The sequence below is a fragment of the Coprobacter sp. genome (genome assembly GCF_982436375.1).
In genome coordinates, this window is the sequence record NZ_CEWDCG010000075.1 from 1 (window position 1) to 12900 (window position 12900).

A 12900-nucleotide genomic window follows, 5' to 3' on the forward strand; every position below is an offset into this window, starting at 1 on the left:
TCCCAACACCAACCGAGAAATAAACTGATTGTAACGGTATTATAATTATGACATCTGGCTAAGAATCTATTTTAAAATGAATTAAAATAATATTATGTATTAGTTTAATAAATGATTATCTGTAGATAAAAATATTCAACGATGACTCTCTCCAACCGGATAAATAAATATCCGCCTTTTCCCATCAAAAGAATATGAAACAGGATTTGTTTTCGAAATCAAACGCAGTATTTCTTCTAGAGGTTCTTCACGTACGGTAAACGTATAGGCATAATGGTCACTCACCTGCGGATCGACCTCTATCTCAACATTATACCATCTCGACAAATATTTACAAACCTGAGCAAGAGACTCCCCTTCGAATCTCACGGTTTCGGTCGCCCAAGATGCCGTATAAGCGACATCGTCTTTCTCGACACTCAAAGACGAAAGCCTTTTATTGTAAATACCCGTCTGGTCAGGTTTCAAGAATGTTTTCCGGTCTTCATCGGTATATAAGGCAACCGATCCTTCCAATAAACTGACCAATATGTTTTCTTTTCCGGAAAAACATTCTACATTAAACCGTGTCCCATAGACCTGAACATTTAATTGATCGGCATTCACAATAAAAGGTTTATCGGCATTTTTCGTTACAGAGAAAAACGCCTCCCCATCTAATGAAACTCGACGTTCTTTCTCTCCGAAATCGTTATTATAAGATAATGTAGTATTGTTATGCAGCCACACCTCCGTTCCGTCCGGAAGAATAACTTTTGATTTTCCGCTTATGGTCGAATATGTCTGTGCTAAACAAGGTTTATCTACAATATTGACTTTCCATAAAAAAAGTGTTGTCGAAAATGTCAAAACAAGCAAAATCGATGCTGCGACAGCAAATGCTCGCCAATGAGAACGGAAAGAAAAACGTTTAGAACTTTCAGTATTTTGCTGCATCCGTTCCTTCATTTTTGTCCAATAATATTGCGTATCAGGATTATAATCCGAAACTTCTGCCACAATTTCTTGCCACATTTTTTGCAACGAACTGAATATCTCTCGGTTCTTACCCTCCTTTAACCAAATTGCAAATAGTTTTTCTTCTTCATCCGAAGTTTTCCTCTTCAGATGCTTAATAATTAAATACCAAGGAATTATATCTACTTTCATTCTTAAATTCTTATACCATTTACGCATTTAATATTCTCTGTATAAATGTCGTCTTATTAGAATGACACATCAGATAACTCAAACCCTTATCGAAACTTTAATTTTTTACCATATATAAGAATATGTTTCACCAAGGTATTTCCTTATCATCTTCAAAGCCTTGGTTATCTGTGCCTCAACCGTTTTTACCGAAATCTGCATTTCTTTGGCAATTTCCTGATTAGGCAAATGTTCCTCCCGACTTTTTCGAAAAACTTCTCCACATTTCTCCGGTAAACTTAAAACCGCCTCCTCAATGATACGATTCAGTTCATTAACCTCAACACTCGTATCCTCTAAATAAGCATCATACCCACTTTCTTCTATGGAACAAGTATTTTTACGATCCCGAATATTATTCAGACATTTGTTTCGTGCAGCCTGAAACAAATAAGCTTTAAATGTCAATTTGATCTCTAAAGTAGCCCGGTTCTCCCAAACATACGTAAATATATCCAGAGCCATTTCTTCTACTTCCTGCTGATTCTTTACATATAGATACATAAAGCGGCACAATGGCGAGAAATAACGATCAAATATATATTTGAAAGCTTTTTCATCATCGGCTTTTAATAGATTCAGCAATAGAATATCATTCAATTCATTCTCGGACACCATATTTTTGAATATTTCCACACTATAAGCATAATGTATGCCTTTTCCCAATCAAATTATGGAGATTTTTATTATTACGCAATTTAAGGATACTACAGCCTAAATAATCGTACGATTATTTAGACATCAACATTTACCAATTGTAGAAATAAAAAACAGCTTTTACTTTTTCAAAATAAATTTAATAGGCCCATTTTGAGTCAACTCGTCATGGGTAATGAAATAACCTTTGATTTTTTTATCGTTCTGATCTACCCGATCTATAAAAATAGCAGCAGAAGAAGGCCTTTCCGTTTCTATAATAATCTCTTTCTGTTTATAATATTTAGGATCGAGATGAATCGTTATCCGATCGAATAACGGAGAAGTCAGCGTGTAACGAGGCAAGCCAGGGCAATCGGGATAAAAACCCATCATACTGAAAACCGCCCAAGCAGACATAGTTCCGGTATCGTCATTTCCCGGAATACCGTCCGGCTGATTTTTAAAATACTTTTTCAGCAAACGGTTCACTTCTTTTTGTGTCCGCCATTCTTCTCCTTTAAATTGGCTGAACAAATACGGATAAGCAATGTCTGGTTCATTAGCCGGATCATACAATCCTTCATCAAAAACACTCTGAAGTTTATCGATAAAAGGCTTTTTGCCCCCCATAAGCTTTGTCAATCCGGGTATATCATGCGGAACATAAAATGTATAATTCCAAGCGCTACCTTCATGAAAACCGGGATTAGGTTCGAAGTTCTCTCCTTGACGCGGATTAAACGGAGAATAAAAACTTCCATTCGGAAGAATAGGGCGCAATGTACCGAATTCCTTACAATAATAATTTTTATACCCTAAAGAACGCTCATGGAACAACCGGGCATCATCTTTCTTCCCAAGAGCCTCGGCAAGCTGAGAAAGGGCAAAATCAGCAATATAATACTCCAGAGCATGAGACACGGAATTATCATACTGTTCTCTCAACGGCACATATCCTTTTCCCAAATAATCGTCATTATCCGGACGCATCAGATTATCTTTTCCCGGAGTAGTAGCAGACTTTATCATTGCCTCATAAGCCGTATCTATATCGAAATCCCTCAATCCCCGCAACCAGGTATCTGTTATCACAGGAATAGAAGGATCACCTTCCATCGTCAGTGTCTCCCGTCCATAAAGCTCCCATTTCGGTAACCAGCCGTGTTCTTTATACATGTCTATCATCGTATTGACCATTGCCATTTGTTTCTCAGGATATACAAGAGAAAGAAACTGATGGACATTCCGATAAGTATCCCATAACGAAAACACCGTATAACGATCGCCCTTTGCCGTTTCTATCCGGTCGCTCTCCATTACCGGATATTGCCCGTTGACATCTTGCAGAATATTAGGATGGATCAAAATATGGTATAATGCCGTATAAAAAACGACTTTATCATCATGAGTGCCGCCCTCTACCTCTATTTTCGAAAGCTCTTCGTTCCATTGCTTCCGGGCATCGGCTTTTATCTTCTCAAAGTTAAAACCCGACTGTTCTTTGTCCAGATTCTCCCGAGCATTAGCAATGCTTACGAACGATACTCCTATCTGAACCTCTATTTGTTCTCCGGATTGTGTATCAAATGTAAAAAATGCACCGACATCATCTCCCGACATCTCTTTTCCATAACGTGTGTATAATTTGTACTTTCCGTTATCCTTATCCCATTCGGCTTCTACTCCGGCCATCGGACGTTGTTTTTTCCAATAACCGGTCTGTGCCGGACTTTTACTGACCCGCATAACAAAGTAAATAGGGAATACCGCTTGAGGATTATAACAAAACGTTCCCAATAACTTAGAACCTTCTATTTCCCGATCATTTACACGCCGGAGAGTCGCTCCGCTTTCATTGGTAAGTCCTTCTCCCAGATTCATCAAAATATGACTTTTCCCTGCCGGAAAAGTAAAACGGGCAATAGAGGTACGAGGAGTTGCCGAAACTTCTGTCTTAATGTTATATTTTGTCAAGATATTAGTATAATAACCCGGAGACGCAGCCTCATCACGATAAGCACTGCCATACTCTTTATAATCGACATTCAACTCTCCACAGGTAGGCATCAACAAAAGACTTCCTAATTCGGGACACCCTACGCCGCTAAGGTTCACATGCGAAAATCCCGTAAAAAATTTGTTGTAATATTCATAAGGTGTTGACCACCAACGGGCATCTTTATCATACTTATTCGTTTCCGATCCCATCACATTAAACGGAACGACCGACATCAACCCGTTCGGACAAACTGCTCCGGGATTGGTCGTCCCGAAATTCGTTGTTCCGATAAACGGATTAACGAAATCAATAGGCTCCTGAGCCCGTAACCACGACGCGCTCAGGAGCATCAACACTACACATACTACACAAAAACATTTTTTCATAGGGAAGGTATATCGTGATGTCTTATACATACTCTCTATTATTTAAAGATATGAATGCTTTTTTGTAAACTCGACAATTTCCGAAATGTAACCGAAAGCCATAGCGACAACCGTATCTGCAGCACCATAATATACGGCAACCCGTTCTCCGTCCTGCAAAGCTGCACATGGGAACACGACATTAGGAACGTCGCCCTGCAATTCATAAGAAACAGCCGGAGCAAGAAGATAATCCCGTGTACGATACAATACTTTTTCAGGGTTTTCCTTGTCAAGAATAACCGCTCCCATAGAATAGCGAAAACCGTTGCATGTCGTGATTACGCCGTGATAAAACATCAACCATCCCTCGTCAGTAAGGAAAGGAACTGATCCTGCACCGATTTTCGTACATTGCCATGCACTCTCGGGGAATGGAGTAACTTTCATGACGCAACGATGTTCTCCCCAATATTTCATATCCGGACTATAACTCATATATATATCCCCGAACGGTGTGTGTCCGTTATCGCTCGGACGGCTCAACATGGCATATTTACCATTAATCTTTTGAGGAAACAATACTCCATTACGGTTAAATGGCAAAAAGGCATTCTCACATTGAAAAAATTCTTTAAAGTCGAACGTATATGCAATTCCGATCGTAGGTCCGTGATAACCGTTACACCACGTAATCCAATAACGGTCTTCGATCCATGTAACGCGCGGATCATACTTATATTCCGATTCGATCATATTCGTATTTCCGGCTTTAAACCGAATAGGTTCATGATTAATATCCCAGTGAATGCCATCTTTGCTGAAACCGGCAAAAATATTCATTTGCACCGCTTTATTGTCGCAGCGGAATACTCCGGCAAAACCGTCTCCAAAGGGAACGACGGCACTATTGAAAATACTGTTCGACGAAGGAATCTGATAACGTCCTATAACCGGATTTTTAGAGTAACGCCACATAACATCGGTACAACCTTCGGGACGATCTTCCCACGGCATATTAAAAATTTTTTCCATTTCTATCTGAAATTTTTATTGTTAATTTATTTTTCCCAAATTCATTCATTTATTCAGGCTGTCGTCTCCTTCTTATCGTTATTATAAGTAAACGGGACAAACCAAGTCACCAGAAAAGCCGGGATTGTAGCGACGAGTACCCAAATAAAAAAATTCCGGTATCCTAACCAATCACTTAAATATCCGCTCATCATTCCCGGAATCATTACACCGAGATTCATAATTCCGGAAGCAAAAGCGTAATGTGCCATTTGATGTTTTCCGGGAGCAACCTGCTGCATCATAAATAAGGTCAGACCGACAAAACCGAAACCGTACCCGAAATATTCAAACACGATAGCAGAACCGATAACCCATACATTAGAAGGCTGATATATTGCCAACAACAGATACACGACAAACGGGATATTAAATACGCAACAAAGAGAAAACAATGTCTTTCTCAAGCCGAAAGCAGAAATATAATATCCTGCCAGGATAGATCCCAACATGAAAGCTGCAGCTCCGAAAGTTCCATAGATAATACCTATTTCCTGAACAGGAAGACCTAATCCTCCCTGATCGATTCCGGCTTTAAGAAAAAGAGGAACGATTTTCATAGCATAACCTTCGGCAAAACGATATAAAATAATGAAACAAATATACCAGACTATATACTTCTTCTGAAAAAAGGTACGGATCACTTCCCACAACATATGCATAGCATCTTTTACCGTTCGAACATCACCTGACGCCGCACCCCCGGAAGGTAACATTCGGACATGATATAAAGACAAGACAACCATTATAGCCGCACAAATGCCCATAATCACCATCCAGGCATGTACTATGCCGATACTGTCCTTTAATGAACCGGCCAAATACACAAGACCTCCATTTGTTAAGATTTTCGCCAGATTATAAAATGCCCCTTGCCAACCTATATACTTAGCCTGCATCGTAGCATTCAGCTCGGTAAGATATACTCCGTCTCCGGCAATGTCATGCGTTGCACCGCTAAAAGCGATCACACCCATAAATGCTATTGCATAACAGAAAAAATCAGGTAGCGGCAATGACAGTGCGACCAAACCGAAAGCCACCCCCGTCACCATTTGGGTAGCAACGACAAAATATTTTTTTGTTTTAAACATCTCCAGAAAAGGACTCCACAAAGGTTTCAATGTCCAAGGGAGCATAATCAAAGACGTCCAGAAAGCAATTTGGGCATTAGACACACCCATATCCGAAAACATAAGTACAGACACCATCGACAAAGCGACAAATGGAAGTCCCATTGCAAAATAGACTGTCGGCACCCAACAGATCGGATTGATAGATTTGTTATCAGACATTATATTTCAAGTTTTAAAATTCGGAATTATGACAATGCCGAATCAATAATTTATTACGGTTTATACACCGAATAAGAATAAGGAAAATCTTCCGGTCGAACCCCTCGCTTCATATTCGGTTTAGCATTCATCTTCAAGGACAATTCTCCACCTGAAGAGATTTCGTCATGCGTTAAATAGTTCCGAGTAAACTTTTTACCGTTCAATTTTGCAGAATCGATATATAAATTCTTATCGTTATTATTACGAGCATCGATCACAAACACTTTGTTATTCGGCAAATTCAACGTTACCTTTTGAAAAAGAGGAGCTCCTAAAACATATTCGGGTTGCCCCGGACATACCGGATAAAAGCCCATCGCACTGCAAACATACCATGCTGAAGTCTGGCCGTTATCTTCATCTCCGCAATAACCTTTCGGGCCTGAATTATATAATCGGTTCAATACTTCCCGTACATGGTATTGAGCTTTCCACGGCTGACCGATATAATTATATAAGTAAATGGCATGCTGTACCGGCTGGTTACCATGAGCATACTGCCCCATATCCAATGCAACCATTTCGGCTATCTCGTGAATTACAAAACCATACGTTCCCACATTATAATCTGCAGGAGCATTAAACATCGAATCCAGCTTCGCTCCCATCTGTTCATGACCGCCCATCAATTGAGCAAGCCCCTGAATATCATGCATAACACTCCACGTATAATGCCATGACGAACCTTCGGTAAAAGGACCTCCCCACTCTATAGCTCGAAAAGGCTCGATCCATTCCCCGTCTTTATTTTTCGCACGCATAAAACCGCATGAAGGATCAAACAAATTCTTATAATTCTGAGACTTTTTCTCATACACTTCGGCTATCGATACATTTCCTATAGACGCGGCAAAACGGCTCAAACACCAGTCGCTATAGGCATATTCCAATGTCTTGGCAGTAGCTTCGACATAATCGGGATACGGTACATACCCGAGCTTGTCATACTCTTCAAATCCATTTCGTCCGACAGAAGCCTCCCGACCTTGTGCCTGAGTCTGGTGCACCATAGCCTCTAAAGCCTTTTTTGCATCGAAACTGCGTATTCCCTTCATCCACGCATCCGTGATAAGCGATAGAGAATTATTTCCGATCATACAGCCCCGATGTCCCGGACTCGCCCATTCCGGCAAAAATCCGCTTTCTTCATAACTGTTGACTAAAGCCTGCATAATACGCTCCGAAACTTCCGGATAGACTAACGTAAACAAAGGATGCACAGCACGGAATGTATCCCAGAAACCATTATCCGTGTACATATATCCGGCATGAATTTTTCCATCATAGGGACTATAATATACCGGTTTTCCAGACTTATCGAATTCATAAAATTCCCGGGGAAATAAAAGAACCCTATACAAGCAAGAATAAAAAGTTTTCATCTGTTCCTCATTACCCCCTTCGGCTACGATACGCCCCATCATACTGTTCCACAGTTTTGCAGATTCGATCTTTAAATCAGCGACCGTTTTATTTTTCACCTCCCTGTCAAAATTCAGCCACGCTTGTTCTTCTCCTATAAACGAAGAAGCCACTCGGACAGTCAGCTTTTCACCTTCAGGGACATCGAACTGAAGATATGCACAAACCCGGTCATGCTCACCGACAAGCTTTCCCGGAAATAAGTCATCATTAATTTGTATCCCCTGATCCTTTATAGGATGGCTGAACTCCAACACGAAATAATTGGCAAAATTAGAAGGAACACCTCCACAATTATTTTTAGTATAACCCGTTACCCTACGATTTTGCTTGTCGATAGCCAAACGGCAACCTCCATGATAAGCATCTACAATAAAATATTGCTCTTTTCCCGGAGTAAACGCTATATCCAAAACAGCTCCGGTACGGGAAGCTGACAGTTCGGTCACAGTTCCGTTATCAAATTGGACTTTATAATAATCGGGACGGGCGATCTCGTTTTTATGAGAGAAGCGGGCTCCCCTATCTTTATAAGAAACTTTTAAGTCTCCTGAAACAGGCATTACCGAAAATGTTCCGTAATCATTTATCCATGGGCTGGGCTGGTGTGTCTGACGGAATCCTCTGATCTCCTCATCGGTATAAGCATATATCCAACCACTACGATTTTCTCCGGTTTGCGGAGTCCAAAAATTTACACCCCAAGGCACTGCTACTGCCGGATAGGTATTTCCATGTGAGAATTCAAAAGTCGACTCGGTTCCCATCAACGGATTGACATAATCTACAAACTCCCGTGCTTGTAAAGAAACCGTTGTTAATAATATTAATAATCCGGCTATTCCTATTTTTCTCTTCATAGTATAATATTATCACTTTTATCTATTACTGTTTATGCCCCATTTTGAAGGAGTACTCCCCATATCAATCTCTAAAATACCGCCTGCAACAATATCCTCATGAGTAAAGAACGGCTCTGTCAAAGGATTTCCGTTCAATCTTGCAGCCTGAATATATTTATTCTCGGAAGAATTATTATTAGTCCGTATCGTAAACGTTTTCCCATCCGAAAGATTTATCGTCGTTTCATCGAATAAAGGACGGCCTATCGAATAGACCGGTTTACCCGGACAAACCTGATAAAATCCCATACTATTCAAGATATACCACGCCGACATCTGTCCGCAATCTTCATTCCCGGAAATTCCGGCAGGAGCATTAAAATATTGACTATGCAACACACTATCTACCAATGCCTGAGTTTTCCACGGCTGGTCGATATAATTATACATGTGCAGAATATGATGACTCGGTTCATTTCCATGTGCATACTGACCTATCAGACCCGATATATCGGAAGAAACTGATTCTCCCTCTAATTTAGAACTAACGGTAAACAAAGAATCCAGCTTCTCGGAGAAAGCTTCTTTTCCTCCCATCAAAGCGACCAACCCCTCTATATCATGAGGAACAAACCATGTCCACTGCCATGCCGTACCTTCGCAATAATCATCATTCCGATGATTTGAAGAACGAGGATTAAACGGTGTACGCCATTTGCCTTTGGAGTCCACACCTCTCATAAATCGTGTGCTTTTATCGAAATACTTTTCATAAGCTTTACCTAAAAGACCATATCGAACATGGTTCAACGTATCATTCATCTCATTAGCAAATTGCGAAATACACCAATCGTTATAAGCATATTCCAAAGCCTTTGCCACCGATTCGTTTTCAAAATCGCACGGGATATACCCTAAAGTATTCTTATAATATTTAGATTTAGGCATCAGATGCGGTAAAACAAGAGGCGGGCAATGAATCCCGGCCGTATCATATTGTGCAGTCCTTAAACATGCCTGATAGGCTGTTTCGACATCGAAGTCGCGTTGACCTTTCATATAAGCATCCACAATTACAGGAACAGCATGGTATCCGATCATTGTCCCGGTATAATTAGAAGCTAAATCCCACATCGGAAAAATTCCGCCCTCTTCATGCTTACGAATTAACGAACGGATAAACTGGTTGTTCAACCCCGGATCTATTATCGTCATTAAAGGATGCAATGCCCGAAAAGTATCCCATAAAGAAAATACGGTATAAACCGGACGATCGGCAGAGGTCTGGTGTATTCGTAAGTCCATACCCAAATAACGACCATCAACATCGGCAAACAGATTCGGAGCGACAGCCGTATGATATAACGCCGTATAGAATATCTTTTTTTGATCCTCGTCTTTGGTCGAAATATCTATTTTAGAAAGATATCTTTGCCAATCCGAAGAAGCCTCTTTCCTGACCATATCAAAATCCCAATCCGGCAACTCCACTTCGACATTTCTCCTAGCACCTGCCATGTCGACACCCGAAATACCGACCTTAACAAGCACCTTCTCTCCTTCAGATGTCGCAAAGTGCAACAATACCTTTGATTGAGGTATTTTATTATCAGTACCCGGTATCATTACCGAGTCCGTCACCAGTTCATACGTAAAAGGCTTTGAAAATTCAGCATAAAAATTGATATACTGGTCAAAAGCCCAATAAACCGTTTTTTTACGTCCCCTTATTTCAGTATCGCTGATTACCTCGATCTGCATTTCTTCATTTTTCTGACGCTGCAAACTATAATCAAAATCCAATATAAATCCGGCCTTCTCACTTTCGGGGAAAGTATATCGATGAATTGCAGCACGTTTAGTAGCCGTAAGTTCGGCTTTCACTCCATAACGGTCGAGAAATACAGAATAATATCCCGGAACTGCCGTCTCATTCTCGTGAGAGAAACCCGAAGCATAAGCCTTGCTCTGACTGTCCAACGGCTCTTGTTCATATTGTTGCTCACCCACCGTCGGCATCAAAAGAACATCTCCGTAATCGCCACATCCGGTACCACTCAAATGAGTGTGGGAAAAACCATTGATCGTACTGTCGGAATAATGATAACCTGAACAGGCATCCCATTGATAGATACGAGTATCGGGACTGGGTTGGATCATCCCGTGCGGAACAATAGCTCCCGGAAACGTATGCCCGTGATCTCCGGTTCCTATAAAAGGATTGACATATTGAGTATAATCCGAAATATCCTTATTCTGAATAGAGCAAGAAGTTATTCCTAATAAAAAAACGACAACCGGTATGACCGAATAAAAATAGTGTTTCATAAATATGGTATTATCTCTATCTTTTTATTATAAGACGCATCAAAATATCTTATCCCCTACTCGGGAACTGAAATTTCCTACAAAAACATCTATATTATTAAAACGCTTAAATGTCCGAAAACACTAATTCGAATTACAATTTATATATAGACAAATTAACACGAAAAAAACAGACACCCTGATGATAAGCATTTTTCAGAAAATTTTATCCCATAAAAAAAGTTCCCGGAAATTCTTCCGGGAACTAATCAAAACATTTGCTGTGGCAATATCATAAACCGCCTTTAAACAAAATAACCTCAGCCATATATGTAAATGCCCCTGCCAAATAACCGCATAATGCCAAAAGAGAAATATGCCTCAAATACCACACAAAATTAATGCGTTCCAGCCCCATCACGACAACTCCGGCAGCCGAACCGATAATCAGCATACTGCCTCCTACTCCGACACAATAAGAAAGAAACTCCCAAAAAATACCGTCTTGCACAAAATATCCCATATATGCGGGATCAGATACAGAAAAGAGAATTGTCGGATCTACGATCGGGTACATTCCGATAGAAGCAGCAACTAACGGAACATTATCTACAATAGAAGACAATGCACCCAGCAATATATTAATCACATAAACATTATGGACATTTATATCGAGCCATTGAGCCGTACTTGTCAATATTCCGGTCGCTTGCAATACGGCAACAGCCATCAAAATACCCAGAAAAAAGAGAATTGTCGGTATATCTATTCGTTTCAGGACTTTCGGGACACGACATTGATGTGCTTCGTCTATCATTTTACGATTATACATTATCTCGGTAAAAATCCACAAAACACTTAAAGAGAACAAAATTCCGATAAAAGGAGGTAATGAAGTCACGGCTTTAAACAACGGAACAAAAATCAGCCCGAGAATACCTAATATCAATATTAACCGTTTCTCTCCGAAAGAGACAAAATCGCTATGAGTTTTGACCGTTGTATCGACCGGAGCTAATGTTCCTCCTAACATGCGAGAAGCAAATATTAAAGGTACGATCAAAGAAACCATACTGGGCAGCAAAACAAACTTGACCAATGCCGATGTCGTCACATTTCCTTTGACCCATAACATAATAGTCGTAATATCACCTATCGGAGACCACGCTCCGCCACTATTCGCCGCAATAACGATCATACTGGCATAAAGCCAGCGCTCCCGCTGATCACTGACCAACTTTCTCAACAACATAACCATAACAATCGCCGTAGTCAGATTATCAAGAACGGCAGACATAAAAAATGTTATGAATCCGAGAATCCATAGTAGTTTTCGCTTCTTACGGGTCGTAATACGGTTAGTAATGATAGAAAAACCGCCGTGAACATCGATCAGTTCGACAATTGTCATAGCCCCGATCAAGAAAAATAAAATCTCGGATATGTCCCCTAAATGCTCAATAACCTTAACATTGACAATAAAATTAAGACATTGCTGCGCTAAAGGCAAAGATTGAAGAGTCGTCGAAGAAGCCAGATAATGACTTAACTCTTCGGCATCCGCCACCGGAACTATAGATTCTGCTCCGAAAGCATACAAAACCCATAACAACATTCCTAATAAAAGAGCAACAGCAGCTTTATCTATTCGCAAAGGATGTTCGAGAGCTATCGCCAAATAGCCGATAATAAAGATAGTAACAATCGCTAATAACATGGTATTTATA

8 protein-coding genes are annotated in these 12900 nt (G+C 40.3%); all 8 read right to left on the bottom strand.

Annotated features, from left to right (window positions below; translation table 11 throughout):
* Nucleotides 1–135: 135 nt before the first annotated feature.
* The 8 genes from AC1WHX_RS05950 to nhaD all read right to left on the bottom strand — a co-directional run bounded on the left by AC1WHX_RS05950 (nucleotide 136) and on the right by nhaD (nucleotide 12890).
* Nucleotides 136–1149 carry a FecR family protein gene (locus AC1WHX_RS05950; protein ID WP_303117057.1) on the bottom strand — a complete coding sequence of 338 codons (1014 nt, stop codon included), beginning with the start codon at nucleotides 1147–1149 and terminating at the stop codon, nucleotides 136–138.
* 105 nt (nucleotides 1150–1254) lie between these two features.
* A complete protein-coding gene (locus tag AC1WHX_RS05955; RefSeq protein WP_303117076.1) occupies nucleotides 1255–1806 on the bottom strand; it encodes an RNA polymerase sigma-70 factor in 552 nt (183 codons plus the stop codon).
* Nucleotides 1807–1965: 159 nt separating this feature from the next.
* Nucleotides 1966–4176, bottom strand: coding sequence for a GH92 family glycosyl hydrolase (locus tag AC1WHX_RS05960; RefSeq protein ID WP_438359283.1), 2211 nt, complete (start codon nucleotides 4174–4176; stop codon nucleotides 1966–1968).
* Nucleotides 4177–4254: 78 nt separating this feature from the next.
* On the bottom strand, nucleotides 4255–5226 hold the full coding sequence (locus AC1WHX_RS05965; RefSeq protein ID WP_009319210.1) for a glycoside hydrolase family 130 protein: 972 nt from the start codon (nucleotides 5224–5226) through the stop codon (nucleotides 4255–4257).
* A gap of 53 nt (nucleotides 5227–5279) precedes the next feature.
* Nucleotides 5280–6560 (bottom strand): MFS transporter, encoded by a 1281-nt coding sequence (locus tag AC1WHX_RS05970; RefSeq protein WP_303117062.1) that lies wholly within the window; start codon nucleotides 6558–6560, stop codon nucleotides 5280–5282.
* Between the two features lie 53 nt (nucleotides 6561–6613).
* The gene (locus AC1WHX_RS05975) at nucleotides 6614–8884 is read right to left on the bottom strand and encodes a GH92 family glycosyl hydrolase (protein ID WP_122337355.1); all 2271 of its coding nucleotides are present in this window, start codon (nucleotides 8882–8884) and stop codon (nucleotides 6614–6616) included.
* Nucleotides 8885–8902: 18 nt separating this feature from the next.
* Nucleotides 8903–11194: a GH92 family glycosyl hydrolase gene (locus AC1WHX_RS05980; protein ID WP_303117065.1), complete on the bottom strand. Its 2292-nt coding sequence runs from the start codon at nucleotides 11192–11194 to the stop codon at nucleotides 8903–8905.
* A 271-nt stretch (nucleotides 11195–11465) separates the two neighbouring features.
* A complete protein-coding gene (gene nhaD, locus AC1WHX_RS05985; RefSeq protein ID WP_303117068.1) occupies nucleotides 11466–12890 on the bottom strand; it encodes a sodium:proton antiporter NhaD in 1425 nt (474 codons plus the stop codon).
* Nucleotides 12891–12900 lie beyond the last annotated feature (10 nt).

Coding starts and splice junctions, on each gene's coding strand:
- AC1WHX_RS05950 (WP_303117057.1), bottom strand. CDS start 1,149: ATGAAAGTAGATATAATTCCTTGGTATTTAATTATTAAGCATCTGAAG.
- AC1WHX_RS05955 (WP_303117076.1), bottom strand. CDS start 1,806: ATGGTGTCCGAGAATGAATTGAATGATATTCTATTGCTGAATCTATTA.
- AC1WHX_RS05960 (WP_438359283.1), bottom strand. CDS start 4,176: ATGCTCCTGAGCGCGTCGTGGTTACGGGCTCAGGAGCCTATTGATTTC.
- AC1WHX_RS05965 (WP_009319210.1), bottom strand. CDS start 5,226: ATGGAAAAAATTTTTAATATGCCGTGGGAAGATCGTCCCGAAGGTTGT.
- AC1WHX_RS05970 (WP_303117062.1), bottom strand. CDS start 6,560: ATGTCTGATAACAAATCTATCAATCCGATCTGTTGGGTGCCGACAGTC.
- AC1WHX_RS05975 (WP_122337355.1), bottom strand. CDS start 8,884: ATGAAGAGAAAAATAGGAATAGCCGGATTATTAATATTATTAACAACG.
- AC1WHX_RS05980 (WP_303117065.1), bottom strand. CDS start 11,194: ATGAAACACTATTTTTATTCGGTCATACCGGTTGTCGTTTTTTTATTA.
- nhaD (WP_303117068.1), bottom strand. CDS start 12,890: ATGTTATTAGCGATTGTTACTATCTTTATTATCGGCTATTTGGCGATA.